Annotated in this window: 23 protein-coding genes; 14 read left to right on the plus strand and 9 right to left on the minus strand. The window is 64.7% G+C overall.

Annotated elements, in window-relative coordinates; genetic code table 11:
- Positions 1-42 precede the first annotated feature (42 nt).
- Entirely contained in the window at positions 43-948 is a 906-nt protein-coding gene (locus QCE69_RS23935) for a hypothetical protein (RefSeq protein WP_309933353.1), read from the minus strand.
- Between the two features lie 273 nt (positions 949-1,221).
- Here QCE69_RS23935 and QCE69_RS23940 point away from each other — a divergent pair, with 273 nt between their 5' ends.
- Positions 1,222-2,175 carry a D-2-hydroxyacid dehydrogenase family protein gene (locus QCE69_RS23940; RefSeq protein ID WP_309933355.1) on the plus strand — a complete coding sequence of 318 codons (954 nt, stop codon included), beginning with the start codon at positions 1,222-1,224 and terminating at the stop codon, positions 2,173-2,175.
- Between the two features lie 9 nt (positions 2,176-2,184).
- Here QCE69_RS23940 and QCE69_RS23945 read toward each other — a convergent pair whose 3' ends face one another.
- Positions 2,185-2,607 carry a hypothetical protein gene (locus QCE69_RS23945; protein WP_309933356.1) on the minus strand — a complete coding sequence of 141 codons (423 nt, stop codon included), beginning with the start codon at positions 2,605-2,607 and terminating at the stop codon, positions 2,185-2,187.
- Positions 2,608-2,770: 163 nt separating this feature from the next.
- On the opposite strand from QCE69_RS23945, the gene QCE69_RS23950 reads away from it, so the two are divergent.
- Positions 2,771-3,919 carry a peptidyl-alpha-hydroxyglycine alpha-amidating lyase family protein gene (locus QCE69_RS23950; RefSeq protein WP_309923679.1) on the plus strand — a complete coding sequence of 383 codons (1,149 nt, stop codon included), beginning with the start codon at positions 2,771-2,773 and terminating at the stop codon, positions 3,917-3,919.
- On the opposite strand, the gene QCE69_RS23955 is transcribed toward QCE69_RS23950, so the two are convergent.
- Both QCE69_RS23955 and QCE69_RS23960 read right to left on the minus strand, forming a co-directional pair.
- A complete protein-coding gene (locus QCE69_RS23955) occupies positions 3,920-5,860 on the minus strand; it encodes an MFS transporter (protein WP_309923681.1) in 1,941 nt (646 codons plus the stop codon).
- 301 nt (positions 5,861-6,161) lie between these two features.
- On the minus strand, positions 6,162-7,085 hold the full coding sequence (locus tag QCE69_RS23960; RefSeq protein WP_309933357.1) for an AlkA N-terminal domain-containing protein: 924 nt from the start codon (positions 7,083-7,085) through the stop codon (positions 6,162-6,164).
- Between the two features lie 192 nt (positions 7,086-7,277).
- On the opposite strand from QCE69_RS23960, the gene QCE69_RS23965 reads away from it, so the two are divergent.
- Positions 7,278-7,445 (plus strand): hypothetical protein, encoded by a 168-nt coding sequence (locus QCE69_RS23965; protein ID WP_309923685.1) that lies wholly within the window; start codon positions 7,278-7,280, stop codon positions 7,443-7,445.
- Between the two features lie 27 nt (positions 7,446-7,472).
- On the opposite strand, the gene QCE69_RS23970 is transcribed toward QCE69_RS23965, so the two are convergent.
- Positions 7,473-7,835 (minus strand): hypothetical protein, encoded by a 363-nt coding sequence (locus QCE69_RS23970; RefSeq protein ID WP_309933359.1) that lies wholly within the window; start codon positions 7,833-7,835, stop codon positions 7,473-7,475.
- 104 nt (positions 7,836-7,939) lie between these two features.
- On the minus strand, positions 7,940-8,680 hold the full coding sequence (locus QCE69_RS23975; protein ID WP_309923690.1) for a GntR family transcriptional regulator: 741 nt from the start codon (positions 8,678-8,680) through the stop codon (positions 7,940-7,942).
- 162 nt (positions 8,681-8,842) lie between these two features.
- Here QCE69_RS23975 and QCE69_RS23980 point away from each other — a divergent pair, with 162 nt between their 5' ends.
- The 5 genes from QCE69_RS23980 (at position 8,843) to QCE69_RS24000 (ending at position 16,790) form a co-directional block, all read left to right on the plus strand.
- Positions 8,843-10,063 carry an aminotransferase class V-fold PLP-dependent enzyme gene (locus QCE69_RS23980; protein ID WP_309933360.1) on the plus strand — a complete coding sequence of 407 codons (1,221 nt, stop codon included), beginning with the start codon at positions 8,843-8,845 and terminating at the stop codon, positions 10,061-10,063.
- A complete protein-coding gene (locus tag QCE69_RS23985; protein ID WP_309933362.1) occupies positions 10,060-10,824 on the plus strand; it encodes a 2-keto-4-pentenoate hydratase in 765 nt (254 codons plus the stop codon). The genes QCE69_RS23980 and QCE69_RS23985 overlap by 4 nt, the downstream gene beginning before the upstream one ends.
- Positions 10,825-10,849: 25 nt before the next feature.
- Positions 10,850-13,903 carry an FAD-linked oxidase C-terminal domain-containing protein gene (locus QCE69_RS23990; RefSeq protein WP_309933364.1) on the plus strand — a complete coding sequence of 1,018 codons (3,054 nt, stop codon included), beginning with the start codon at positions 10,850-10,852 and terminating at the stop codon, positions 13,901-13,903.
- A gap of 250 nt (positions 13,904-14,153) precedes the next feature.
- On the plus strand, positions 14,154-15,443 hold the full coding sequence (locus QCE69_RS23995; RefSeq protein WP_309923699.1) for an MFS transporter: 1,290 nt from the start codon (positions 14,154-14,156) through the stop codon (positions 15,441-15,443).
- Positions 15,444-15,641: 198 nt separating this feature from the next.
- On the plus strand, positions 15,642-16,790 hold the full coding sequence (locus QCE69_RS24000; protein ID WP_309934175.1) for a DSD1 family PLP-dependent enzyme: 1,149 nt from the start codon (positions 15,642-15,644) through the stop codon (positions 16,788-16,790).
- Positions 16,791-16,797: 7 nt separating this feature from the next.
- On the opposite strand, the gene QCE69_RS24005 is transcribed toward QCE69_RS24000, so the two are convergent.
- The 3 genes from QCE69_RS24005 to QCE69_RS24015 form a co-directional block, all read right to left on the minus strand.
- Positions 16,798-17,835: an FUSC family protein gene (locus QCE69_RS24005; RefSeq protein WP_309933366.1), complete on the minus strand. Its 1,038-nt coding sequence runs from the start codon at positions 17,833-17,835 to the stop codon at positions 16,798-16,800.
- A gap of 175 nt (positions 17,836-18,010) precedes the next feature.
- Positions 18,011-18,655 carry a LysE family transporter gene (locus tag QCE69_RS24010; RefSeq protein ID WP_309925265.1) on the minus strand — a complete coding sequence of 215 codons (645 nt, stop codon included), beginning with the start codon at positions 18,653-18,655 and terminating at the stop codon, positions 18,011-18,013.
- Positions 18,656-18,808: 153 nt separating this feature from the next.
- Positions 18,809-19,537: a hypothetical protein gene (locus tag QCE69_RS24015; RefSeq protein WP_309933368.1), complete on the minus strand. Its 729-nt coding sequence runs from the start codon at positions 19,535-19,537 to the stop codon at positions 18,809-18,811.
- Positions 19,538-19,924: 387 nt separating this feature from the next.
- Here QCE69_RS24015 and QCE69_RS24020 point away from each other — a divergent pair, with 387 nt between their 5' ends.
- From QCE69_RS24020 to QCE69_RS24045, 6 genes are all read left to right on the plus strand, one after another.
- The gene (locus tag QCE69_RS24020; protein ID WP_309933369.1) at positions 19,925-21,133 is read left to right on the plus strand and encodes an efflux RND transporter periplasmic adaptor subunit; all 1,209 of its coding nucleotides are present in this window, start codon (positions 19,925-19,927) and stop codon (positions 21,131-21,133) included.
- Between the two features lies 1 nt (position 21,134).
- Positions 21,135-21,827, plus strand: coding sequence for an ABC transporter ATP-binding protein (locus tag QCE69_RS24025; RefSeq protein ID WP_309933370.1), 693 nt, complete (start codon positions 21,135-21,137; stop codon positions 21,825-21,827).
- Positions 21,828-21,833: 6 nt separating this feature from the next.
- Positions 21,834-22,988, plus strand: coding sequence for an ABC transporter permease (locus QCE69_RS24030; RefSeq protein ID WP_309923712.1), 1,155 nt, complete (start codon positions 21,834-21,836; stop codon positions 22,986-22,988).
- 9 nt (positions 22,989-22,997) lie between these two features.
- Positions 22,998-24,164 carry an ABC transporter permease gene (locus QCE69_RS24035; RefSeq protein WP_309933372.1) on the plus strand — a complete coding sequence of 389 codons (1,167 nt, stop codon included), beginning with the start codon at positions 22,998-23,000 and terminating at the stop codon, positions 24,162-24,164.
- Positions 24,165-24,304: 140 nt separating this feature from the next.
- Positions 24,305-24,697, plus strand: coding sequence for a tautomerase family protein (locus QCE69_RS24040; RefSeq protein ID WP_309933373.1), 393 nt, complete (start codon positions 24,305-24,307; stop codon positions 24,695-24,697).
- Between the two features lie 153 nt (positions 24,698-24,850).
- Positions 24,851-26,320: an alkaline phosphatase family protein gene (locus tag QCE69_RS24045; RefSeq protein WP_309933374.1), complete on the plus strand. Its 1,470-nt coding sequence runs from the start codon at positions 24,851-24,853 to the stop codon at positions 26,318-26,320.
- The last annotated feature ends 104 nt before the right edge of the window (positions 26,321-26,424 follow it).

Consider the following 26,424-nt stretch of genomic DNA (forward strand, 5'->3'; position numbering starts at 1 on the left):
GCCGGCGCAAGGGCGTTCGAACCATGGGTTCGCGGCTGCCGGTCATGCCCAGTGCGCAGGCACCCACACCGCGCCGGCATAGTGGCCCGGAATCCAGATGGCACGGCGCGGCGCGACATAGATGACCTTGACCGGCGGCGGGGGCGGGGCTACAACCACCGTCTTGACCGGCGGTGGCGTCGTCACGACGACTGCGCGGGGCGGCGGGGGAGGCGTCGTCACGACCACGGTCGCCGGCGGCGGAGGCGGCGGCACGATCAAGGGCGCGGCAACCACGGTAGCCGACCCCGTGACGACAGCCGCGCTCGTCGTGGTGACCGTGCCGCCGCCCGATACCGTCGTGACATGCGCGCCGTTCGTAGCGGTCGCGCTGCCCGACGTGACCACGACGCCCGGCGCCACGCTCGTCGCGCTGCCCGCATGCGTGACGGTGCCGCCGCTGGCCGTATTGACCGTTCCGGAGCGGTTGCAGGTATAGCCCGCGCATTGGGTCGATGCCGTATGTGTCGACGTGTTGCCGTTCGGACCCGTCACCGAGCCCGACGAGTTGTATTGGCCCGGCGCGGTGCGCGTGACGGTATCGGTGCCGGTCGCGGTCTTGCCGTTCGGGCCGGTCGCGCTGCCGGTGTGCGTGCAGCTGCCGCCGGCGCAGCTCGTGTCGCCGGCATGCTGGACGGAGCGGCCGTTCGGGCCGTATGCAGTGCCCGTGTTGCTGAACTGTCCCGGCGCGGTGCGTGTCACCGTGCCTGAGTTGGTGGCCGTGCGGCCCCAGCGATTTTCGACGCCGCCCGCATGCGAGCAGCCGCCGCCGCCGCAGGAACCGACATGCGCGCCCTGATACTCGCCGCGCCCGGTATAGGCGGTGCCGCCGCGTGCCCAGCCCGCGAAAGCGGAGCCGCTGCACAGCGCGAGCGCTGCGGCGGTGGCGGCAACGAGCAGGGTATGCATGCCGCGCTTCTGAAGACTTCTGTTTGATGCGAAAGTCGAACGGGTATTCACGGGATGTTCCTCTCGGTTGCCTGAGCCACGTTGTGCTTCGTGTGGCGACGGAACGGACTATAGAGGCAGCCTCGTCGAAAGTCCCGCGATGACTTGTTTCACGCGATGTCATCGGTCGCAGCGGCCCGCCGCAAGGCGTCCCGACATGATTTCGCGGCTTGCGTCACACTAGCGGCTGCCGCGGATCCGCGCATTCGTCACAACAAAATCGAAGGCTTCATCATGTCCAGTTCTTCACGCATCAAGGTCGCGGTGCTCGACGATTATCAGAACCTCGCCCGGTCGATGGCCGACTGGTCCGCGCTCGAACCGCGCGCCGACATCACCGTCTTCAACGATCACATCGCCGAACGCGAGGCGCTGCTCGAACGACTGCAACCGTTCGATGTGATCTGCGCCATGCGCGAACGCACGCCGTTCCCGCGCGACATCATCGAGCATCTGCCTAACCTCAAGCTGATCGCATCCACCGGCTCGGCCAACGCATCGATCGATCTGGAAGCCGCGGCGAAACGCGGCGTTGAAGTGCGGCATACGGGCTATTCGTCCACGCCGACGATCGAGTTCACCTGGGCCCTGATCCTCGCCATGGTGCGCGACATTTCCGGCGAGAACCGCTCGCTGAAAGAGGGCGGGTGGCAGATCGGTCTCGGCACCGAGCTTGCCGGCAAGACGCTCGGGCTGCTCGGGCTAGGACGTGTAGGGTCCGCGGTCGGCGTGATCGGCCGCGCGTTTCGCATGAACGTGATCGCGTGGAGCCAGAATCTCACCGCCGAACGCGCGGCGGAGAAGGGTATCGAACGCGTCGACAAGGACACGCTCTTCAAGACCTCGGACGTGCTCTCGGTTCATGTGCGCCTGAGCGAACGGACGCACCATCTCGTCGGCGCGGCGGAGCTCGGTCAGATGAAGCCGACCAGCCGGATCGTCAATACATCGCGTGGGCCGATCATCGACAATGCGGCGCTGATCGATGCGCTGAAGTCGAAGCGTCTGGCGGGCGCGGCCATCGACGTGTACGACCAGGAGCCGCTCGCCGCAGACGATCCGCTGCGCTCGCTGCCCAACCTGCTCGCGACGCCGCATATCGGTTATGTGTCGGAGGAGCTGTATCGCACGTTCTATGGCGATACGGTGCGCAATATCGTCGAATGGCTCGATGCCCGCAAGGACTGAATGCCACGCCTATTGGCCCTGTGAAGGCGGTTGCGGATTGTTCGCGGGGTTCGTGTCGTACTTGCGGATCTCCGTGATCGCCTCGCTTGCTAGCGCGTGGAGATCCGCTTCCAGTGCATCGGCCAGGGCCTGCTCATAGACCTCGTCGCCGTTCACGTAGAAGGTGAACGCTTCGAGGTACTTCGCCTTCTTCGCGGGATTTTCGATGGTGTCGCGCGTCCATCGATACAACGGATAGCCTTCGACGCCATCCCGCTCCGCCTGCGCCACATAGTCCGCGAAGGCGTCGTACTGGCAGATCAACGTCGCGTGATGTTTCGCGAGCTGGGCGCCGAGCGGCGCAAGCTTGCCGTCGAAGCGATCCTGACGCGCCATCGCGGCGCATTCAGGCGTGAGCCTGATACGAACCTGAAACAGCAAGCTTGAGTTCATGACGTCCTTTCAGTATTGAAAGCAATGGAAGCGCTCGCGTGCGCGCGCTGCAACTCTTGCACTACACTCCCGAAGCATCGCGAAGCACGCCAGCCCACGCCAGCCATCACCGTCTCTTCATTGCAGTTCCTCATTGCAGGCGACGAACAGGAGGAGGGTAACAATGAGTCTTCGGCATTCGATGTACTGCCCATGTTGCGATACTCATCCGGCTGGCGCAAGCCGCCGCCGTTTTCTTGCGCTGGCGGGTCAGGGCGCCGCGGCGCTCGCGCTGTTCCCGCATCTCGCGTACGCCGATAACGACGTGCCGTCGATTCCCTACGACTCCGTGCCCGATCCCGTGCGCTTGCCGCGCGACATGTACTTCGGCGAATGCTCGGGCGTCGCGGTCAATTCGGCGGGTCATGTGTTCGTGCTGTCGCGCGGCAACAGCACCGGGCCGGCCTACGGCGCGGCCGCTGCGCAGTTGCTGGAGTTCGACCGCAATGGACGCTTCGTGCGCGAGATCGGTCATCGTCTCTATGCGTGGTCGTTCGCGCACACCGTGAAGGTGGACCGGCAGGACAACGTCTGGGTGACGGACAAGGGCTCGGACATGATCATCAAGTTCACGCCGGAAGGGCGTGTGGCGATGGTCTTCGGCCGCAAGCAGGAAGCCGCGGATGAAGAGACCGCGCCGCTCAAGCATCCGAACCCGCCCTTGCCTTCGGAGCCGGGACGCTTCCGCCAGGTCACGGACGTCGCATGGGATACCTCGGGCAACACCTACATCAGCGATGGCTACATCAATTCGCGCGTGGCGAAAGTGGATCGCGACGGCAACTGGCTCAAGTCATGGGGCGACCGCGGCACGGGACCGGGGCAGTTTCATACGCCGCACAGCATTGCCGTCGATGCGAACAACATGGTCTATGTCGCGGACCGCAGCAATCGCCGCATCCAGGTCTTCGACGGCGAAGGCAACTTCCAGCGGCAGTTCACCATCGACGTACCGGTGCCGCCGGATGCGCGTCCGGCCATCGGCAACATGCCCGATGAGGCGGCGCTTGCAGCAGGCACCTTCGCGCCGGGATCGCCTTGGGCCATCTGCATCTCGCCGGGTCCGAATCAGGTGCTCTATTCCGCCGATGCCTTCCCCGGCCGCATCTACAAGCTGTCGCTCGACGGCAAGCTGCTCGGCGTGCTCGGCCGCTCCGGCAAGCAGCTCAAGCAGTTCGGCTGGATTCACGAGATGGCATGTCCTGCCGAGAACACGTTGTTCGTTGCCGAGTTGCTCAACTGGCGCGTGCAGAAGCTGGTGCTGCATGCGTGATCATGGACCGCTGCGTCGCCTGGAGCCCATCGACATGATGGGCCTGGGCTGTGCGTCGCGCCGTTCTTCGCGCCATGCCCGCAGCGTGTCGAGGGCCACCGAGTTGCGCACGTAGCGATGCCAGACGAAGGCGAGATCGAAGATCAGGATGGCGAGCCACCACGCATAGAGGAAGAACAGGCCGCCGAGCACGACGGGCCACAGTGGCTTGCCCGCCAGATCGCCCCATAGCCTCACGCCGACGATGAGCACCATCATCAGCGTGCCCAGCGCGACGAGCATGCGCCGTCCCCAATGCGGTTTGCGCGGCGCTATCCAGCCGCTGAGCGCGCAGACCAGTCCGGCCAGCACGAAGACCGCTTTGCCGACGAGTGGATCCGCGACATCGCGATGCAGGATGTCAGCGAACGGGCTTGCAAGGAACGCGGCGACGCCGCTCACCAGCACGAACCAGAAGAGGAGCGCGCCGGCCGCGAATGCGGCGAGGGCGACGATGCGCCATCGCAGCCATGCGCCCGTGCGATGCGTGCCGCGTGCCTTCACGAGCCGTGGGATGCGCGCGGCGATCGTGGTGCCCATCAGCAGGCAGGCGAGGGCGAATACCGAGCGTGTGAGATAAATGAACTCGGGCGCCGTGCTGGCGGAACCCGCGCCCGAATCCGATGATGCCGTGACGGCCTTGTAGATGAAGAACACCGCCAGAAGATGCAGGGCGAAGCTGAGCAGATAGGGAATCGCCGTGCTGACGAAGCCGCGTGCGCGCCTGTCTCCCGGAGGAGTTGCTGTCTTCTCGCCGAGCACGACGTTGTCGATGAAGTGGCCGAAGACTTCGGAGTCGGTCCAGTAATCGGTATGCGCCTTGCCGGGCAGCCAATAGCGCGAGAAGCCGATGTCGTCGGCGTGTTCGTCGAACTCGAATGCGCGGCAGCCGCGGTGATCCAGGAACGCGCGCGCCGTGTCGAGCGCGAAGCCGACGGGATCTCCGTAATCGTAATAGTTGCGCCACTTGATCGGCGCCGGCAGCGTGAGCGCTCCGCCCGGACGGTCGACCTGCGTGACCGTATCGCCCTGTACTTCGCTTCTCAGCTGCATGCCTTCCCATAGCTTGGGCCAGAGCAGGATGTGCTTGTCGATGGGCGAACCGATGGTCATGAAGCCGCGCAGGCTCTGCACCCAGTCGGTGCTGATGACCTGCTTGCCGTCCTTCGGGTCCGCCACGGTGGGCATGGACAGCGCCTGCAGGATGCCGAGAAAGCTGATGACGGTGCCTTCGCTGTGCGCGACGACATAGACCTCGGGCGCGCATTGGCAACGCTCGGTGGCGAGCGCAACGAGTCGTTCCATCACGCGATGAAAACGGAAGACGATGGTGTCGCGATGCTGCTTGAAATCCGCGACGAGCTGCACGTCGCCGACGTAGTCGCGCAGCATCGGCGCGAGATCGAACTTGAAGATGCCTGCTTTCTCCGCGACGGCAAGCAGGCTCTGCATGACTGCGACGGTCTCGACGATCTCTTCCACCACGCCCGCGGCCAGCGAGAAGTCGGCAGGCTCGAGCTTGCGTTCTTCGACGTTGAGCATGTAGGCCGCCTGCGCGCGGCTGACGATGGAAAGGCCCCAGGCCTTGCTCTCCTCGAGCGTGTCGTCCTGCTTGACCACTTCGCGCGGGATGTCGGCCCAATAGACCTCGGCGAAGCCCAGCGCCGAGTAGAAGTCGCGCTGCGCCGGCGTGTAGGGGCTGGTCGCCGGAAGATCGAGCTGGCGCACGTCCACTTCGCCGACTCCGGCGATATCGAAGTAGCCGAGGGGCATGACGGGCAGCGGCGGATCGTAGCGCGCACCGAACTGGCTGGCGACCGAGCGCACCGTGTCGCTGTGCAACTGGTTGCCGATGCCGTGAATCGCGACCACGATCTTCTGCACGCGTGGTGCGATGGGCATTTCAGCCGCAGATTCAGTAGGGGGTGAGCCAGACCATGCGTTCCCAGAGCCGGCTTGTGCGTCGAGGGATGAGGCGTTCATGTGCGTCTCCCGATGGCGTTGCGTCAGCGCTTCTTGGTGTCCCTGCGTGGTATGGCATGAATGGGCCGGTCTGGTGGGTCGCCCGCATGCCCGGCCGCGTTCGCGATGCTCGAAGGAGATTAGTTCATTTTCAATGACAAGGGGACGACTTTGGGCGTGGGGCATTCGCGGGCTGACGCGGCGCCTTGGCATTTTGCGTGCGTAATGCTGCATGCAAGATTCAACCGCCGCGCGACTGTCCCGTGGCGATCGCCACGCCGTTCCACAGATGCATTGCCGCGTAGGCGCGCCATGGCCGCCAGCGTTCCGTGCGAGCGCGTTGCTGCGCGGGTTTGACGAGCGACGGATCCCGTCTGGCGATGGCCTGCATGAGCACGAGGTCGGCGTCGGGCCAGGCATCGGGATCACGCAACGCGCGCATCGCGACATAGCCGACCGTCCAGGGTCCGATGCCGGGCATCGCGAGAAGATCGCGCTGCAGTTGGGCGGTATCGGCGCCGGGTGTGTCGAGCGGCAGCGCGCCGGAAGCAACGGCCTGGGCGAAGTGCTGCACGGCCTGGACGCGCTTCGTCGGCATGCCGATCTTGTCGAGATCCGCTGCGGCGAGTTCGGCCGGCGTCGGAAAGCGCCACGCGGTACCCTCGTGCGGGTGCCCTTCGATAGGCCTGCCCGCACGCTGGACGATGCGGTTCATGATGGTCGAAGCGCCTTTCACGCTCACCTGCTGTCCGACGATGGTGCGCACCACCAATTCGAAGCCCGACCATGCGCCCGGCACGCGCAGGCCCGGCGCGGCTTCAACGAGCGGCGCCAGGATCGGATCGGCGGACAGGCAGCGAGCGATCTCGCGCGGGTCGGCGTGCAGGTCGAACATGCGGGATAGCGGCGTCGCGAGTTCCTGCGCATGGCGCGCCGCGGCGCCTTCCACTGTCACGACCAGACGATGTTTGCGTGCATGCGGCCGGACTTCGATCGTACCGTCGTCGCCGCGCCATTCGATCGCCCGCCGATAGACGCCGTCATCGACCGATTCCACCCCCGCCGACGCCCGCCCGCCGATGAAGCCCAACATGCGGGTCCAGTCGAACGGACGCCTGAAGGGCAGTTCGAGCGAAGCGCTCGGTGCGTCAATGGTTGAATGCATTCTGAATGCAGGATGCCGGATGGTCGAATGAACGCCGATCTTAACCCCTTCGGCCAGGCTGACCGGGCTGCACGGGAAGCGGATGAAGCAGCGGCGCACTCATTCCCTGCTAAGTCTCGGCGATGACAATGCTTCTCACAGGCAGCACAACCCGCAGCCCGATCCAGCCAACGCAAGATAAAGGAGCTTGTCATGAACGCCTTCTCGATCAGCATCGCCGCCATCCTCTTGACCGCCGCCCTTGCCGCCGTAGCGCCCGTCTCGCACTATGCGCAGCACGAAATCGCCGCGCTGCGCGCGCACGAAGCCAACACCCGCGCCCTGGTGCAGCCGGGTGCGGGAAGCGGTCTTCAGGCCTGAGAGGGCAGGTGATATAGCGAAGGTGCGTTACGGGCGGCGCGCAAGCTGCAGGGTTTGCGCGTTCACGAGCTGTTTGAACTCCGCATCCTGGGACAGCAGCTGGCGCGCACTCATGATCAGTTGCGGGCGGCGGTCCCACTGATCGGAACGCACGATGCAGCGCGACAGGACATCGGTATAGATGGGACGCATCCCTTCCCGGTCATGGCCGGCGGTGAGATGGGCGAGGCGGAATTTCTCGTCGCGCGTGAGACTGCGGCTGAGGCAGTCGACAGTCTGCCGGTCCATTGCGGCTTGCGCCGCTTCGAAATCCGGCGATCGGTAGGTAGCGAAAGCTGTGACGGCAAGCACCGCGCCGAGCGCAATGCACGCAGCTCGAAATCTGGTCAAGTTGATCCCCGATGGAAGGCTCTGACGGCCAATCGGGTCGTATCCTACCTTACATCTGACGTTATGGTGCGGACGCTACATTACTTCGTGTGGTCTGACGCGCGTTAGTCTCCAGCCGACTTTCTTTTCCTTGCCGCCGGCGCCTTCACTGTCGTCAGCGTGCGTTCGGCCAGCACCGCGTCGCGCTTGGAAAGCAGGTGCCGGCGCAGGATCTCGCCCATGCGCTTGCTGTCGCGCGTCTCGAGCGCCTCGATCATGTCTTCATGATCGTGAATGGCGCTGTCCCACTTGGGCGTCTGGAAATTCGAGCGAAAGCGCAGCGCCATCAGGCGACGGTTGATCGATACGTAGGTCTGGCGCAAGGCCGTATTGCGCGCGGCTTCGTTGATCCTGTCGTGGATGGCCTGATTGCGGCTGTAATAGCCGGAGAGGTCGTTCTGCGCGCGGCAGGCGAGCATTGCATAGTGCAGCGCCTTGATTTCCGCGATTTCGAGCGGCGTGATGCGCTCGCACGCCAGTTCGCCTGAAAACGCCTCGAGCCCGCTCATCAATTCGAACATCTCGCGAATTTCCAGCTCGCTCATTTGCGATACCGACGCGCCGCGATTCGGCGAGATATCGATAAGGCCTTCGGCCGCCAGCACCTTGAGCGCCTCGCGCAAGGGGGTGCGCGAAATCCCCAGCGTCTCGCAAAGCTTGCGTTCATTGAGCTTGACGCCAGGCGCGAGCAAGCCTTCGACGATGAAGCCGCGCAAGTGATCGACAACGGTGTCGTGCAGGCGCAGACGCTCGACCCTGGGCAGCGACTGGGCGAGATGGGATGACGGTAAATCGGGATTTTGCATTCAATACCTCGAGTTTCTTTTGCGGCAATTTTAACCCAGCCCTAACGGAAAAAACCGCCAGCGGGTTATCCCTAGGCCGTTCGACCTATGTTTTCCTTTACCCCGGCAAGTCACCGCGTTATTGTATTTTGCATGCAAAATCACATTTAAGGACGCGATTTCATGCTCAAGCTCGACTTCCATCCCGCCGGCCGTCACTTCCTTCAGATTCCCGGACCGAGCCCGGTGCCCGACCGGATCCTGCGGGCGATGAGTTATCCGACCATCGATCATCGCGGTCCGGAGTTCGGCGCGCTGGGGCTGAAGGTGCTGGAGGGCATCCGGAAAATCTTCAAGACGGACCAGCCCGTGGTGATCTATCCGGCGTCGGGGACGGGAGCATGGGAAGCGGCGCTCTGCAACACGCTGAGTCCGGGCGACACGGTGCTGATGTATGAGACCGGCCACTTCGCGACGCTGTGGAAGAAGATGGCCGAGAACCTCGGGCTCAAGCCGGAGTTTCTCGGTTTGCCGGGTATCGAAGGCTGGCGGCGTGGCGTGCAGGCGGACCAGATCGAAAAGCGTCTGCGCGAGGACACGCAGCATGCGATCAAGGCGGTCTGCGTCGTCCACAACGAAACCTCGACCGGGGTGACCTCCGACATTGCCGCGGTTCGCCGTGCCATCGATGCCGCTTCGCATCCTGCATTATTAATGGTGGATACCATTTCCGGGCTGGCCTCGGCGGATTATCGGCATGACGAGTGGGGCGTCGACGTGACTGTTTCCGGCTCGCAGAAGGGGCTCATGCTGCCGCCGGGAATCAGCTTCAACGCGGTGTCGCGGAAGGCGCGCGAGGCAGCGAAGCGCGCGACGCTGCCGCGCGCGTTCTGGGACTGGACCGACATCATCGAGATGAACCAGCAGGGCTACTGGCCCTATACGCCGAATACGAACCTGCTTTACGGGTTGTCCGAGGCGCTCGACATGATTTTCGACGAAGGGCTGGATCAGGTCTTCGCCCGGCATCAGCGGCTGGCGGCCGCCTGTCGTTCGGCGGTCACGGCCTGGGGGCTCGAGATCCAGTGCGCGGATCCCGCGGTCTATTCGCCAGTGCTGACCGGCGTGATGACGCCCGAGGGCGTCGATGCCGATGCCGTGCGCAAACTCATCTACGAACACTTTGATCTTTCGCTGGGGACGGGCCTGGGCAAGGTGAAGGGCCGCATGTTCCGCATCGGGCATCTGGGCGACTGCAACGATCTCACGCTGATGGCCGCGCTCACCGGCTGCGAAATGGGCCTCAAGCTGGCGGGCGTCGCGCTGAAGGGCAGCGGCGTAACGGCCGCGATGGACTATCTGACGAGCCACGTCGCGAAGCCAGCGTTCAAGGCGGCTGCATGAGCGCCGCATTCGACGCCCACGCGCTCGCCCGGCTTTTCGTGGAAACGCGCGCGCATCGCGCGCAGCTGGATTCGCTCCCGGCGGGCTTGCGTCCCGGTCATTCCGACGAAGCCTGCGCCGCGCAGGATGCCACGTTGCGCGCGCTGGATGCGGCCATCGGCGGATGGAAGGTGGGCGCCAAGTCGGCGGACGGACCCATTCAGGGTGCGCCGCTTCCTGCCAGCGGCGTGCAGCCGTCCGGTGCGCGCCTTGCGATGTCCGCGTTCGGCCGGGCAGGTCTCGAACTCGAAGTGGCCTTCAGGCTTGGACGGCGTTTCGAGCCCGGCAGCGGGCCGTATGCAGAAGAGGAAGTCCTCGCGTCGATCGAGTCGGTGCATGCCGCGATCGAGATCGTTGCGAGCCGCTTCGCCGCGTGGCCCGATGTGGACAAGCTCTGGCAACTCGCGGATCTGCAGAACCACGGCGCGCTGATCGTGGGCGACGGCGTCCCGTACGACGCCTCGTATCCATTCGTCGCGCCGGTCATGACGTTCGAATACGACGGCGCCCCCCTGTTCGACGACACGCCCGCCAACCCGGCGGGCGATCCGCGCAGATTGCTGGCGTGGACGGTGAATCACTGCGTGTCGCGCGGACATGCGCTCGAACGCGGCACGGTGCTGACGGCGGGCTCGTACACCGGCATGGCCTTCCCGAAGGCGCCCGGCACGGCGCTGGGCAGGATCGAAGGTCTGCCGCCCGTCGAATTGCATTTCGCATAACGCATTCAGCATTCAGACAGCGACAATGCTCAACTCTCCGACCGACCGGCTCGTCAAACCTATCCATCTGATGCCCGCTTCGGCGCGCGCTCGTCCGGGGTCGTCGCCGACGCCCTTGCAGGCGCGCCTCCAGCGCGAACTGAAGGGCGACGTGCTGTTCGATCCGGCGTCGCGCGGACGTTATGCGACCGATGCGTCGATCTACCAGATCATGCCGCTCGGCGTCGCCGTGCCGAGGGATCAGGCGGACCTGCGTCTGGCGTTGCAGATTGCCGCGGATCAGGGCGCGAGCGTGCTTGCGCGCGGCGCGGGTACGAGCCAGTGCGGGCAGACGGTGGGCGAGGCGCTCGTCATCGATACGACGAAGTGGCTCAACAACATCGTTCACTTCGACAAGGAGGCGCGCACCGTCACGGTCGAGCCGGGTGTCGTGCTGGATCATCTCAATGCGTGGCTGAAACCGCACGGGCTGTGGTTTCCGGTGGATGTATCGACGAGCGCGCAATGCACGATTGGCGGGATGGCGGGCAACAACTCGTGCGGGTCCCGGTCGATGGAATACGGGATCATGGTGCACAACGTCGACGCCATCGATGCGATCCTCGCCAACGGCCATGAAACGCGCTTCGGCAAGCTCGCGGACATGCCGCAGGACGCGCGTACCCGGGATCTCGTCGAGGCCGTGCGCGGCATTGCGCTGCGCGAACGCGCTGAACTGCGTGAACGCATCCCGAAGGTGTTGCGGCGCGTGGCCGGCTACAACCTCGATCTGTTCGACTGCCAGAGCCCGCTGCCCTTCAACGATGACGGCCAGCCCAACCTGGCCAATCTGCTCGTGGGTTCGGAGGGCACGCTCGCGTTCAGCCGGCAGTTGACGTTGAAGCTTGCGCCGTTGCCTGCGCACAAGACCTTGGGCGTGGTGAACTTCCCGACCTTCTGGGCGGCGATGGACATGACGCAGCACATCGTCAAGCTCGGCCCGGTTGCGGTGGAGCTGGTGGACCGCACGATGATCGACCTGGCTATGTCGAATCCCGCTTTCCGTCCGGTGATCGGCAAGGCGCTGACTGGCAATCCCGAGGCGATATTGCTCGTCGAATTCGCAGGCGCCGAGCGCGATGAGCAAGTGACCAAGCTGGCCCGTCTCGTCGAACTGATGAGCGATCTCGGCCTGCCGGGTTCCGTCGTCGAAATGCCCGAAGCGGGCCCGCAAAAGGCGCTTTGGGAAGTCCGCAAGGCCGGGCTGAACATCATGATGAGCATGAAGGGCGACGGCAAGCCGGTGTCCTTCATCGAAGACTGCGCGGTGCCGCTCGAACATCTCGCCGACTATACGGCGCGGCTGACGGAAGTGTTCCGCAAGCACGGCACGGAAGGTACGTGGTACGCGCATGCGAGCGTCGGCACGCTGCATGTGCGGCCGATCCTCGACATGCGCCGCGACGGCGCCGGCAAGATGCGCGCGATCGCGGAAGAAGCCGCGGCCATGGTGCGTGAATACAAGGGCGCGTATTCGGGCGAACACGGCGACGGGCTGTGTCGCGGCGAATGGGTGGCCTGGCAATACGGTCCGCGCATCAACGAAGCGTTTCGCGACATCAAGCAATTGTTCGATCCGGAGAACCGGCTGAGCCCGGACCGGATCGTGGCGCCGCCAAAGATGGACGATGTCGCGAATTTCCGCTTTCCGCCTTCGTATCGCGAGTGTGCGGTCGAACCGTTGCTCGACTGGTCGGCGTGGAATGTCACGCGCGATCCGCTGACGGGCGACGAAGGCGCACCGGGTTCCGGCGGCGATCGTTCCGGCGGTCTCGCGAAAGCGCTCGAAATGTGCAACAACAACGGCCATTGCCGCAAGTTCGACGCAGGCACGATGTGTCCGAGCTATCGCATCACGAAGGACGAGCAGCATGTCACGCGCGGCCGCGCCAATACGCTGCGTCTGGCGCTATCGGGGCAACTCGGCGAGGCCGGCCTGGCCAGCCAGGATGTCAAGGAAGTGCTCGACCTGTGCGTGTCATGCAAGGGCTGCAAGCGCGATTGTCCGACGGGTGTCGACATGGCGCGCATCAAGATCGAGGCGCGCGCGGCCTGGACGAAGCGGCATGGCTTGCGGCTGCGTGAAAGAATGATCGCGTATCTGCCGCGCTATGCGCCTCTTGCAAGCCGCATGCCGGCGCTTGCCAACGGGCTCGAGGCCAACATGCCGGGCGCGGCGCGCTGGCTGAAGACGAAGCTGGGCCTTGCGCCGCAGCGTGGCCTGCCGCGTTTCAGCACGCCGTTTCTCGGCGATGCAGCCGCAAAACAAGTTGCGTCCGCAACCAAAGAGGTCCTGCTGTTCGTCGATACGTTCAACAACTACATCGAGCCTGAGAACGCCCGCGCTGCGCAGCGGGTGCTCGAAACGGCGGGCTACGCCGTGCATCTGAACGTGAAGGCGGGTGAGCGGCCGTTGTGTTGCGGCCGCACGTTCCTGTCGGCGGGACTCGTCGACGAGGCGAAGGCCGAGGCGCGCCGTACGCTCGATGTATTGCTGCCGTTTGTCGAGCGCGGCGTGGCCATCGTCGGACTCGAGCCGTCGTGCCTGCTCTCGTTACGCGACGAATTCCTCGGCTACGGCTATGGTGAAGCGGCGCGCAGGCTTTCGGAGCACTCGTTCCTGTTCGAGGAATTCCTGGTGCGCGAAAAAGCGCAAGGGCGATTGCATCTTGAATTCAATATGCTGGATGCAAAGAAGGCGCTGCTGCACGGACATTGCCATCAGAAGGCTTTCGACGCCGTGCGTCCGATCGAGCAAGTGCTGGGCTGGATTCCGGGCCTTAGCGTGAAAACGATCGAATCGTCGTGCTGCGGCATGGCCGGAAGCTTCGGCTACGAGGCGGAACATCATGCGGCGTCGCAAGCGATGGCGGAGTTGTCGCTCCTGCCGGCGGTGCGCGAAGCCGGCGACGCGCTGATCGTGGCGGACGGGACGAGTTGCAGGCATCAGATCGCGGAGGGCGCACAAAGAGACGCCCTGCACGTGGCGCGCGTCCTTGCCATGGCATTGCATACACGGGCAACGGATTCAAGAGACTGAATACCGCTTCATCCATCGACGCACACATCGAGCACACAAGCGGGCCGTAATGAGCCGCGAAGGAGACGAGACATGACATCACCGCGCAAGCCCCGCATCCGCAAGCTGCATCGCCGCATGCAATAGCCGCCTTAGGCCGGCTGCCAGCAATCTCATCCGACGTACCCAAAGGAAGTCCCGCATGACGTGATGACCGGAGCCCGGCCTGCGCAGGGCGCCGTGTTCACGCACGCGGCTACACAAGGAGACGATGATGTTCCGTCGAGCCACGACGCGCGTGCTGCTGCTGCTATGCGCGATGTATTTCATCACCTATATCGACCGCGTGAATGTCAGCACGGCGGCCAGCCAGTTCGGGGCTGAACTGGGTCTTTCGCATACGCAGGTCGGCTTTGTGTTTTCGGCCTTCGCGTACCCGTATCTCGTGTTCCAGATCATCGGCGGCTGGGTAGGGGACCGCTTCGGGCCGCGCCGCACCCTGACGCTGTGCGCGATCATCTGGGCCGGCGCCACCGTGCTGACCGGCCTCGCGGGCGGCTTCGCGTCGCTCATCGTGGCGCGAGTGCTGCTGGGCCTGGGCGAAGGCGCGACCTTCCCGACGGCGACGCGCGCGATGTCCAACTGGATGCCGGCCGATCAGCGCGGCTTTGCGCAAGGGACTACGCATGCCGCATCACGCATCGGCAATGCGGTTGCGCCGCCGCTCATCGTGTGGCTGATGGTGGCGACGAGCTGGCGCGGCGCGTTCCTGGTCACGGGTGTCATCAGTTTTGCGTGGGCCATCGCCTGGGTGTTCTATTTCCGCGACAACCCGCGCGACCATCCGCGCATCACGGAAACCGAATGCGCCACCCTCGCCACGTATTCCGGCGTGAAGGAGCGCGCGCCCGTGCCGTGGCGTACGCTGCTGGGCCGCATGGCGCCGGTGACGGCCGTGTACTTCTGCTACGGCTGGGTGCTCTGGCTGTTCCTTGGCTGGATTCCGCAATACTTCCTGCACAGTTATCACATGCAGCTTGGCAAGTCCGCGCTGTTCGCGTCGGGTGTGTTCTTCGCGGGCGTGCTTGGCGACTGGCTCGGCGGCTCGGTCACGGATCGCATCCTGCGCAAGAGCGGTAACGTGCGCCTCGCCCGCAACGTGATGGTCGGCGTGTGCATGTTCCTCACGCTGCTGTCGCTTGCACCGATCATGTTCGTTTCCAACATTTCGATCACACTCGCCGCCGTCTGTCTGTCCGCGGGCTTCTTCTTCAACGAGATGACGATTGGCCCGATGTGGTCCGTGCCGATGGATATTGCACCCAAGCATTCCGGTACCGCGGCCGGCATCATGAATTCAGGTTCGGCGCTGGCGGCGATCATCAGTCCGGTGGTGGGCGGCTGGCTGATCGACCGTACCGGCAACTGGAACCTGCCGTTCACGGTTTCAATGATCCTGATGGCGGCGGGCATCATCCTGTCGTTCATGATGCGGCCCGACCGGGTGCTGGAGGTGCAAACGGAAGGGCAGGATGCAGCGCACGCGCGCAAGTTCGTCTAGTTGGGTGAATGCCGCGGTTCAATGCGTTTTGCATGCATTGGACCGCGGCAAATGGAGCCTTCTTGCAGCGTTCAGACCGAGGCCGCGCAACCCGTAAACACCCGCAACGACAAAGCTGGAATTTTGCGTAATGCATTCATCATGCCGCATGCAGCGATATGATCGGAAACTGACTTCACATTGACTCCCGCCATCGCCATGACGCTTGCGCCTCCACCCGCCGCCCGATCTGGCGATCCGCTCACCTCAATTGCCACGCCGTCGCTCCTGCTCGACCTCGAAGCCTTCGAGGCCAACCTCGCCGCGATGGCGGCATTCGCCGCTCATCAGGGCGTCGCGCTACGCCCGCATGCGAAGGCGCACAAGTCCAGCGAAATCGCGAAGCGGCAGATCGAGGCCAGTGCGGTGGGCGTGTGCTGTCAGAAGCTCTCGGAGGCGTATCCGTTCGCGGCAGCGGGTATTCGGAGCATTCATGTCAGCAACGAGTTCGTCGGCGCCGACAAACTGGCGATGGCCGTCGAACTTGCATCGCACGTGCGGCTCTCCGTGTGCGTCGATGCGCTGCCGCAGGTGCAGGCCCTTGGACGTGCAGCGGCCGAGGCCGGCGTCAAGATCGACGTGCTGCCCGAAGTCGATGCAGGACAGCATCGCTGCGGCGTCACCGGTGAGGACGCCTTGCTCGAACTCGTGGACGCCATCGCGGCGCAGCATGCCCTGCGCTTCGCCGGCATCCAGGCGTATCACGGCGGCATACAGCATGTCGTCGACTGGAATGCCCGCAAGACCGCCGCTGGCCACGCGGCCGATATCGCCGCGGGCTACGTCCGGGCGCTGGACGCGCGCGGCGTGCGCTGCGGCGTCGTGACGGGCGGCGGCACCGGTACGGTCGAATTCGATGCTACGAGCGGCGTGTTCACCGAATTGCAGCCGGGCTCATACCTTTTCATGGACGGCGACTACGGCGGCATCGGCTGGGACGGGGCATTGCACTGGCGCCATAGTCTGTTCGTGCTTTCGACCGTCATGAGCGCGACCCGTCCAGGCATGGCCGTGTGCGACGTCGGCTTGAAAGGGCTTGCGGTGGATTCAGGCTTGCCGCGCAGCGCCCACTGGCTCGACGGCCGCAGCGCGCCCGTGTTGAATTACGTTGCCGCGAACGATGAACACGGCATGCTGCGTGCAAAAGACCATCCCGAGGACGATTTCGGAGCGCTCGTCGGGGAACGTCTTCTGTTGCCGCCGGGACATTGCGATCCGAGCGTCAATCTCTACGATGAGTACGTCTGCTATCGCGGTGGGCGCGTCGTCGACATCTGGCCCATCGACGCACGCGGCCTCTCACGCTAGCTCCGCGTCACTTGGGCGGATAGAGCGTGCTGATCAGCGCATCGAGATCGGCGACGATGAGACCGATGACGAATTGCGCCGCTTCCTGTGCTCCGTGAGTCGGCGCCTGCGCGGCGAGCGCCGTCTTCAACGCGCTGACTGAAGCCCGCGCCTGCTCCAGTTTGTCGCCATCCTGCTGCGGGGATGCCAGCACGCCTGCCAGCAACTCGAAGAGCGCCTGCAACGTCCGGCCCATATCGCCGAGACGCGCCGCGCAGGATTGCCGGTCCAGACCCGCCACGGCCTTCGCGAGAAAAGTCGTGTCGCTGTGCAGGCGCTGCAGAAAGGGCGCAGCCTTGTCGATGCCATCGGAGCGGCTGTTATGTACGAGCACGATGATGTGCTCGCGCTCCGCTTCCTTCAGGGCGTCGTCGAGCGCCTTCTGTGCAGCCACGCTTTGCGCTTCGAGTTGCGATTCGCGCGCCGCGTCCTGCGCGCCGGTCAGATAGAGGCCGATGAGCTGGCCGAGACTTCTCAGCGTATCGGCGACGCTGTGATGCGCGGCCCGCAACGCGCGATTCGGCCAGAGCGCGGTCACGACAAATGCGGAGATGGCGCCAATCAGGATTTCCAGCACGCGATGCAGCGGGCGCTCGAACGGTGAACCTGAACCTGCCGGAATCAGCACGACGATCACCAGCGTCACACAGGCCAGCCGGAACGCGGGACGCTTCGCGCTGACGGCCGCAAGCGGGATCAGGGCAACGGTGAAGACCGCGAGCGGCGGCGCGCCATACTGCATCGCGACGATGCCGAGCACGCCGGCCAGCGCACCGATGCACGCGCCGATGATCTGATCCCGCGCCGTGTCCACGGCTTGCGTGAGGCTCGGCTGTGTGACGACGACGAGTGTCGTGATGAGCGCCCAATAGCCTTCGGGCAGTGCGGCGAGACGCGCGGCGCTGTAACTGATGGCGCAGCTCATCAACGTGCGCAACAGACGGCGTGCTTCGGGTGCGCCGAAGAATGCATACAGGCGGCGCCGGGTGCGGGTGATCGCAATCATGCTTGGCATGGTGTCGACGAACGGGTCGGTGCTGCATTATGCCAAGGTGTCATGCCGCAAGCCCGCGCCATGCACGAGAAAGCAGGTGAGTCAGCGAAACGAAAGGAACACGAAGCTCGCCTTCAGTCTTTTGCATTCAAGATGCCGGATGGCGTTTTGTGTTCTGCATGCAAAATCACAAGCCGGCTTTGCCCGCGGTCAACAGCAGCCGCAAGCCGAGCGCCGCAATGACGCCTGCCGCGACGCGATCGATCCACTTCTTCGCTCGCAGATAGAGGTCGCGCGGCCGCTTGCTGGAGAAACCCAGCGCGACGATGGTGTACCAGCCAGTCTCGATGGCGAACACCATCGGCGGCAGGACGAAGTAGCACCACAGCGGCGGGTGCTGCGGCAGGAGCGCCGCGAAGATGCTGCCGTACCAGATTGCGGTCTTCGGATTGCTCAGTTGCGTCGAGAGGCCGAGCCAGAACGATCTTCCGGGGCTCTGTTTGCGGGGCGAGGCATCGGTTGGAATCGACACCTGCATGGGACGGGCAGCGCCGCGCCAGATGTTCCAGGCGATGTAGACGAGGTACAGGCCGCCGGCTGCCTTCAGAGCCACATACAACCATTCGACGGCAACCAGCAGCGTGTACAGCCCGGCGAGCGCGATGCCGCCGAAGAAGATGCCGCCAACGCCCATGCCGAGCGCCGTCGCCAGTCCGTCGGCGCGCGAAACGCCGATCGAGTTGCGCGCCACGACCACGAAGCTCGGACCGGGAATCATCGCGCCCAGCAGCAGGGAAAACAGAATGGCGAGTACGGCGTTCGAAGCATGCATCGAGGCGGACATCGTATCGACTCCTTGTATGAGGCATGCAAAACGCATGATGCAATACGCGTGATGCAAAGCGCACGATTGCATGCTGCATGCATGATACGCCCGGGCAACATGCACACCTCGGGCAGGACGCGTCGTGTACGACGCCCCCGGCTATTTGACGAGCCGCAGCCGCCGCGTCACGATCGACCCGTCCTTGCGGTCGACGAGCCATGCCGCCGCGACGCTGCCGTTCAATGTCGAGGTTCTGCGCGTGATGTCGGTGGGTTCTTCCTCGGAGGGGGCGCTGTGCGTGACGTCGTCCGTCAGGTAGGGCGGTTCGAGGGCGCACACGAGGACGATCGCGAAATCGCCGTCGCCGTGTTCATGCGAGAAGTTCGGCAGCAACGCCCGGCCCGTCACCGTGGTGCGCGCGCCGCCGTCCGGTTGCAGTTGAATGACGTCGAAGGTCTGCACGAACCCCTTTGCCCTGGCTTCGGCCGCGACGACGAGCTTGCGGCCGCTTTGCCCCTTGACCGTCTGCTTCAGCAGGATGGCGTTCGGGTTGCCGGGCGCCGCGAGCGAAACATTGACCGTCAGAACCTTCTTCTTCGACTGATAGCGCACGCCGTATGTCACTGGAATGACGAACACAAAAGTGCGGTCTGCCTGCGTGGCGCCCGCGCCCTGCGGCTGACTGGCGCCCTGTACGCCGCGTGCAACCGATGCGCCGTGCTCCCATCTGCGGAACGGCTGTGACAGGAACGTCCGCACCCGGCTCGTGATCGAGGGCGCCTGGCCCGGCGCGGGGCGGCCGGCGAGTGCGTCCCGCACGTGCTCGGGATCGTCGCCCGCGAAACCGGGCGGCAACGACTCCACCGCAAGAATGTTTTCACTCGTCACCCCGCTCGCAGCACCGGTCGTCCGTTCCGCATGCGCGCCATGCGCCTCCGCGGCGCGCGCGGAGGCGCAGCAGCATAACAATGCCCAGACGGCACAGGCGACAAGGCGTCTTTGTTTCGAGAAAAGCACGTACTTCTCCTGGCGCAGGACGCCGAATCCACGATATAGGCCGTATCTTAAATGGAAGCTTCTGCTTTGGCAGTCTGGCTCGCAGCGGACGCAGCCGCCGGATCACGCGAACGAGCCGCCGGCATTTTGCACGCGGAATGATGCATTCAAAATGCCATTCCCCGCGCGGCCGCGGATGGGCCAGGTCGCGGCGCTATACTGGACGTCCATTCACCGCACACTGGTCCGCGATCCCAAGCAGCGGCGCACGTTCGAAAATTGGCTGAACACGACCTCGAAAAATTAAAGATCGACCGGGGACCCTCCGCTGCGGTGCCACGGCGCCGGCGCCACTGGCTCCGCTGGGCAATCGCCGCGCTCATCGTCCTTGCGTTGATCGCCGTCGCATTCAGGCTCACCGGGCCGCAGGCCGTGGAAACGGCCACTGTCACTTCCGCCTATCCATCGCAGAGCTATACGCTCCTGAACGCGACCGGCTATGTCGTGCCGCAGCGCAAGGCCGCAGTGGCGTCGAAGGGGCAGGGCCGCGTCGAATGGCTCGGCGTCCTCGAAGGCTCCGTGGTCAAGCAGGGCGAGGTGATTGCCCGTCTCGAAAGCGACGATGTCGCCGCATCGCTCGCACAGGCTCAGGCGCAAGTGAAGGTCGCGCAGGCCAACCTGCAACTCCAGCGCGCCGAACTCAAGAACGCCGAAGTCGATCTCAAGCGCTATCGCATTCTCGTGCCGCAAGGCGCCATTCCCGCGACGCAGTACGATGCCGCGCTCGCCCGTTTCGACAAGGCGCAGGCGTCCATAAACAGCGACGAAGCCGCGATCCTCTCCGCGCGCGCCAATGCACAGGCGGCGCAAGTGGCCGTCGACCAGACCGTGATCCGCGCACCGTTCGACGGCGTCGTGCTCGAAAAGCACGCCAACGTGGGCGACAACATCACGCCGTTTTCATCGGCGTCCGACAGCAAGGGCGCGGTCGTCACCATCGCGGACATGAAGACGCTCGAAGTCGAGGCCGACGTCGCCGAGTCGAACATCGCCCGTATCGCCGTGGAGCAGCCGTGCGAGATCCAGCTCGACGCGCTGCCGGACGTGCGCTTCGCGGGCCGCGTGTCGCGCATGGTGCCCACCGTCGACCGCTCGAAGGCCACCGTGCTCGTGAAGGTGCGTTTCGTCGATCGCGACGCGCGCGTGCTGCCGGACATGTCCGCGAAGGTCGCGTTCCTGTCGAAACCGGTGCCGCCCGATCAGAAGCAGGCGGTCATCGCGGTGCAGCCATCGGCGGTCGTGACGCGCGGCGGCAAGCAGGTGGTGTATGTGATCAGCCAGGACATTGCGCACGAAATACCGGTGACGTCCGGCGCGCGCATCGGCGATCTGCTCGCCGTGCAGGGCGTCAAGCCCGGCGACGTGGTCGCGCTGTCGCCCGGCGAAACGCTCAAGGACGGCGCCCGGGTCACCGTGGCGAAGAAGTAGCGTGAGCACGCCGCCGCTCGTCCAGATCAGCCACGTCGCGAAGTCGTATCGGCGCGGCGTGCAGACCGTGCCGGTGCTGACCGACATCACGCTGTCGATTGCTGAAGGCAACTTCGTCGCGCTGATGGGGCCGTCCGGTTCCGGCAAGAGCACGCTGCTGAACCTGATCGCGGGCATCGACCGGCCCGACAGCGGCGAACTGCTCGTCGGCGGACTCGACATCACGCGTCTGCCCGAAGCCGCGCTGGCGGACTGGCGCGCGGCGAATGTCGGCTTCATCTTCCAGTTCTACAACCTGATGCCGGTGCTGTCCGCTTTCGAGAACGTCGAGCTGCCGCTGATGCTGACGCGCCTCACGCGCCACGAACGGCGCGAGCGCGTCGCGATGGTGCTCGACATGGTCAACATGGCCGACCGCATGAGCCACTATCCGTCCGAGCTGTCGGGCGGGCAGCAGCAACGCGTGGCGATTGCGCGGGCGCTGATCACGGACCCGAAGCTGATCGTCGCCGACGAACCCACCGGCGACCTCGACCGCACCTCCGCCAGCGATGTCCTTGCCATGCTGCAACGCCTGAACAGCCGGCTCGGCAAGACCATCATCATGGTCACGCACGATGCGCACGCCGCCGGCGCGGCGAAGGCGCTCGTGCATCTGGAAAAGGGAGAGCTGACCGATGGCGCCCGGCCTTGAACTGTCATGTATCTCGCCAAGCTGATCCTGCGCAACGCGCTGCGCCACCGCTTGCGCACCGCGCTGACGGTGCTCGGGCTCACCATCGCGGTGCTCGCCTACGGCCTGCTGCATACGGTCGTGGACGCGTGGTATGCGGGCGCATCGGCGGCGTCGAATGCGCGGCTCGTCACGCGCAATGCCATCTCCCTCGTGTTCCCGTTGCCGCTCGCCTACGAGAACCGCCTACGCGGCGTGGAAGGCGTCACGCTGGTCGCGCGCTCGAACTGGTTCGGCGGCGTCTATCGCGATCCGAAGAACTTCTTCGCGCAGTTTGCCGTATCGGACAACTATCTCGACCTCTATCCGGAGTTCATCGTCAGCGAAGAAGCGCGCGCCGCATTCCAGCGCGATCGCAAGGGCGTGCTGATCGGCAGGCAGCTTGCCGATCAGTTCGGCTTCAAGGTCGGCGACGTGATTCCGCTCAAGGGCACGATCTATCCGGGCACTTGGGACTTCGTCGTGCGCGGCATCATGGAAGGACGCGACGAATCCACCATCACGCGGCAACTGCTGATGCACTGGGACTATCTCAACGAGACCATCCGCAAGACGACGAAACGCAATGTCGATCAGGTCGGCGTGTATGTGGTCGGCGTGAAGGATCCGGACCAGGCCGCGGCCGTCTCGCGCAATATCGACAGCGTCTTCAAGAACTCGCTCGCCGAGACGCTCACCGAAACCGAGCAGGCCTTCCAGCTGGGCTTCGTCGCGATGTCGAACCAGATCATCGCGGCCATTCGCGTCGTGTCGTACGTGGTGATCCTCATCATCATGGCCGTGATGGCCAATGCCATGGCCATGAGCGCGCGCGAGCGCATCACCGAGTATGCAACGCTGAAGGCGCTCGGCTTCGGCGCGGGCTTTCTCTCGGTGCTGGTGTTCGGCGAATCGATCGCGATCTGCGCGATCGGCGGCGGCATCGGCATTCTCGCGACGCCGCCGCTCGCGGAAGTCTTCAAGCACGCGACGGGTGGCGTGTTCCCGGTCTTCCGGGTCTCGCACGAGACCATGCTGTTGCAGGCCGCCTGCGCGTTCGTGGTCGCGCTGGCTGCGGCGATCGTGCCGGCGGTGCAGGCCAGCCGGGTGCGCATCGTCGAAGGCCTGCGGGCCATCGGCTGAGGGCGCGCGATGGCCATTCCCGTCTCCTATGTCGCGCGCAACCTGTGGGCGCGCCGCCTCACGACGGCGCTCACGGCAGGCGGACTCGCGCTCGTCGTATTCGTGTTCTCGACGGTGCTGATGCTGGATGCGGGCCTCAAGAAGACGCTCGTCTCGACGGGCGAGGCTGACAACGTCGTCGTGATCCGCAAGGGCGCGGAGACCGAGATCCAGAGCGCAATCGATCGCGGGCAGGCGAACGTGATGGAGATGCATCCGTCCGTTGCGATGAACGGCGACGGCCAGCCGTTGGCATCGAAGGAAACGGTGGTGCTGATCTCGCTCACCAAGCTCGGCAGCAGCACGCCCGCCAATGTCGTGATTCGCGGCGTGTCGCCGATGGGCCCGCAACTGCGGCCGCAAGTGAAGCTCACGGCGGGCCGCATGTTTCGCAGCGGCTCGTCGGAGATCATCGTGGGCAGCAGCATCGCGAAGGGCTTCGGCGGCACGCGCATCGGCGATCATCTGCGTTTCGCGCAACGCGACTGGACCGTGGTCGGCCATTTCGATGCAGGCGGCAGCGGCTTCGATTCCGAGATCTGGGGCGACGTCGATCAACTGATGCAGTCCTTCCGCCGCACGAGCTTTTCGTCGATGGTCGTGCGGCTCGCGCGCAGCGACGCGTTCGAGCGCTTCAAGGCGGATATCGACGTCGATCCGCGTCTTGCACACGAAGCCAAGCGTGAAAGGATCTTCTACGGCGATCAGTCGAAGGCGCTCTCGACCTTCATCAATATCCTGGGCTTCACCCTCTCCATCATCTTCTCGATCGCGGCGATGATCGGCGCCATGATCACGATGTACGCGTCGGTGGCGAACCGCGTCGCTGAAATCGGCACGTTGCGCGCGCTCGGGTTCAAGCGGCTCGACGTGCTCGGCGCGTTCATGCTCGAAGCCTTGCTGCTCGGCCTGACCGGCGGCGTCGCGGGATTGTGCTGTGCTGCGTTGATGCAGTTCGCATCGTTCTCCACGACCAACTTCCAGACCTTCGCGGACCTGTCGTTCCGCTTCATCCTGACGCCGTCGGTTATCGTGCGGACACTGCTGTTCTCGCTCGCGATGGGCTTCGTCGGCGGCTTTCTTCCGGCGCTGCGCGCGTCACGCATGAATATCGTCGATGCGCTGCGCACGCGTTGACCGTGCTTCTCGATCATTCGATTTTTCTGCATCGTCGCTTCCAAACTTTGCCATGTTCGCGGCGGACGCGGCGGCGTAGAGTCGCCACATCGGGCGATGCCCGCATCGCTCATCGTACTCATCGCGAAGGAGAATTCATCATGCCGCTCGTTCACATTTCGCTTCTGAAAGGCAAGCCGCGCAAGCACCTTCGCGCCATCGCCGACGGCGTTCACGAGGCGCTCGTCGAGACCTTCAAGGTGCCCGCCGACGATCGCTTCCAGTTGATCCAGCAATTCGAGCGCGACGATTTCATTTACGACGACGGCTATCTCGGCGTGGACCGCAGCGACGATGTCGTGTTCATCCACATCACCGCGAGCGACTGGCGCGACACGGCTACCAAGCAGGCGTTCTACCGGGCGCTGGTCGCGAAGCTCGTCGCGTCTCCTGGCTTGCGACCCGAGGACGTGATGATCGTGCTCGGGCCGAATCGCCGCGACGACTGGTCTTTCGGACGCGGCATCGCGCAGTACGTCGAGAATGCCGCATGAGGCTCAGGCGCTCCACGTGAAGGTGGAAACCGGGAATGCGCCTTGCTTCTCCCCGGCACCCACAAGCCGTTCGCCTTCGATGTGACGAAGCGCAACCGCGCCCCGGCACGAACATGAAGGCGTGCGAGAAAAGCACTTACACGGAGCGCCATCATGACCGACAAGCCGTCCAAGCCCGTCTCCATCGAACCCGATGCAATACGCCGGCGCCTGCTCGCGGCGCTCGCCAGTTCGGCGATGCTGTCCGCCTGCGGTGGCGGCGGCAACGACGACAACTCCGGCACGGTCACGCCGACGAGTCCCATCGGCACGATCCCGGCGGATCGCGCTAACCTGCCGCGCCCCGCCTTGCCGGCGCCCGCGACATCGGGCATCGATCACATCGTGCTGGTCACGATGGAAAACCGCTCCTTCGATCACATGATGGGCTGGGTTCCCGGCGTGGAAGGCACGCAAACCGGCAGGCAGTTCACCGATGCGTTCGGCACCGTGCAAACGAGCTTCTCGCTCGCGGCCAATGCGGCGTTCGGCTTCCAGGGCTGCCAGTATGCGGACCCCGATCATCAATACGACGCGGGCCGCACGCATCTTGCGAATGGCGCGATGAACGGCTTCCTGCTGACCCCAGACACGAACGAGACGCGCGGCGACCTGTTGCCCATCGGGTACTTCACCGGCGCCGATCTCGACTTCTATCGCCAGGCCGTTGCGCAATACACGGTCTGCGACTACTACATGAGCGGGATTCTCGCGGACACGTTCCCGAACCGCGTCTACCTGCACAGCGGCGAGACCGACCGGCTCAGCGATACGCTCGATACGTCATCGCTCTCGACCATCTGGGACCGCCTCGACGCGAAGAACGTCTCATCGAAGTACTACTTCCACGACGTGCCCTTCACCGCGCTCTACGGCACGCGCTATGTGGGACGTTCGAAGCTGTTCTCCGACTTCCTCTCGGATGCGGCGGGCGGCAATTTGCCGTCGTTCTGCATGGTCGATCCGAGCTTTGCCGGCGAGGCGAACGGCACCTCGAACGACGATCACCCGCACGCCGACGTCCGCAACGGCCAGGCCTTGCTCGGCCAGATCTACGAGGCACTGCGCGCGGGTCCCAACTGGAGTTCGACGCTGATGATCGTCGTGTACGACGAGTGGGGCGGCTTCTTCGAGCACGTCGCGCCGCCAGTCAAGTCGCTCTCGGTGGCGGAGCAGAAGCTCGGCAACGATGGCCGGCTGGGCTTTCGCGTGCCTTGCATGCTGCTCGGTCCGCGCGTGCGCGCGGGCAGCGTGTCGCGCTATCCGTTCGATCCGAGTTCGATCCATCAGCTGCTGGCGTGGCGCTTCGGGCTCGATCCGCTGGGCGTGCGCGCAAGCGATCCGACGACCTTCAACATGGCCTATGCGCTCGACCTGAGCGATGCGCCCCGCACCGATGCCCCTGCGTTCGTTGTGCCGCCAGGACCGTTCGGCCTCGAATGCTCGAACACGCCTTCGAGCGGAACGGGACTCGGCACCGTGGACAAGCGCGCGGGCGAGGGCGCGGCGCAAACGCTCACGCCCGGCGGCCGCTTTGCCGATCTGCGTGCGAAGGCCACGACGCTGGGCTTCCCTTCGAATTGATGCAACAGTCCGTCTGAAATACCGGTTCGACGCGAGGCGCATATGCGTGCATCATGTGCGTTCGCGTCGCGGGCGCCGTTTCGCAGGGTCCGTGGCCTGATGAA

It is taken from the genome of Caballeronia sp. LZ032 (genome assembly GCF_031451315.1).
In the GTDB taxonomy this organism is placed as follows: Bacteria; Pseudomonadota; Gammaproteobacteria; order Burkholderiales; family Burkholderiaceae; genus Caballeronia.

Bases quoted from the DNA above. Each gene is read 5' to 3' on its own strand.
- QCE69_RS23935 (WP_309933353.1), bottom strand. From the start codon at position 948: ATGCATACCCTGCTCGTTGCCGCCACCGCCGCAGCGCTCGCGCTGTGC.
- QCE69_RS23940 (WP_309933355.1), top strand. From the start codon at position 1,222: ATGTCCAGTTCTTCACGCATCAAGGTCGCGGTGCTCGACGATTATCAG.
- QCE69_RS23945 (WP_309933356.1), bottom strand. From the start codon at position 2,607: ATGAACTCAAGCTTGCTGTTTCAGGTTCGTATCAGGCTCACGCCTGAA.
- QCE69_RS23950 (WP_309923679.1), top strand. From the start codon at position 2,771: ATGAGTCTTCGGCATTCGATGTACTGCCCATGTTGCGATACTCATCCG.
- QCE69_RS23955 (WP_309923681.1), bottom strand. From the start codon at position 5,860: ATGCCCATCGCACCACGCGTGCAGAAGATCGTGGTCGCGATTCACGGC.
- QCE69_RS23960 (WP_309933357.1), bottom strand. From the start codon at position 7,085: ATGCATTCAACCATTGACGCACCGAGCGCTTCGCTCGAACTGCCCTTC.
- QCE69_RS23965 (WP_309923685.1), top strand. From the start codon at position 7,278: ATGAACGCCTTCTCGATCAGCATCGCCGCCATCCTCTTGACCGCCGCC.
- QCE69_RS23975 (WP_309923690.1), bottom strand. From the start codon at position 8,680: ATGCAAAATCCCGATTTACCGTCATCCCATCTCGCCCAGTCGCTGCCC.
- QCE69_RS23980 (WP_309933360.1), top strand. From the start codon at position 8,843: ATGCTCAAGCTCGACTTCCATCCCGCCGGCCGTCACTTCCTTCAGATT.
- QCE69_RS23985 (WP_309933362.1), top strand. From the start codon at position 10,060: ATGAGCGCCGCATTCGACGCCCACGCGCTCGCCCGGCTTTTCGTGGAA.
- QCE69_RS23990 (WP_309933364.1), top strand. From the start codon at position 10,850: ATGCTCAACTCTCCGACCGACCGGCTCGTCAAACCTATCCATCTGATG.
- QCE69_RS23995 (WP_309923699.1), top strand. From the start codon at position 14,154: ATGATGTTCCGTCGAGCCACGACGCGCGTGCTGCTGCTGCTATGCGCG.
- QCE69_RS24000 (WP_309934175.1), top strand. From the start codon at position 15,642: ATGACGCTTGCGCCTCCACCCGCCGCCCGATCTGGCGATCCGCTCACC.
- QCE69_RS24005 (WP_309933366.1), bottom strand. From the start codon at position 17,835: ATGATTGCGATCACCCGCACCCGGCGCCGCCTGTATGCATTCTTCGGC.
- QCE69_RS24010 (WP_309925265.1), bottom strand. From the start codon at position 18,655: ATGCATGCTTCGAACGCCGTACTCGCCATTCTGTTTTCCCTGCTGCTG.
- QCE69_RS24030 (WP_309923712.1), top strand. From the start codon at position 21,834: ATGTATCTCGCCAAGCTGATCCTGCGCAACGCGCTGCGCCACCGCTTG.
- QCE69_RS24035 (WP_309933372.1), top strand. From the start codon at position 22,998: ATGGCCATTCCCGTCTCCTATGTCGCGCGCAACCTGTGGGCGCGCCGC.
- QCE69_RS24040 (WP_309933373.1), top strand. From the start codon at position 24,305: ATGCCGCTCGTTCACATTTCGCTTCTGAAAGGCAAGCCGCGCAAGCAC.
- QCE69_RS24045 (WP_309933374.1), top strand. From the start codon at position 24,851: ATGACCGACAAGCCGTCCAAGCCCGTCTCCATCGAACCCGATGCAATA.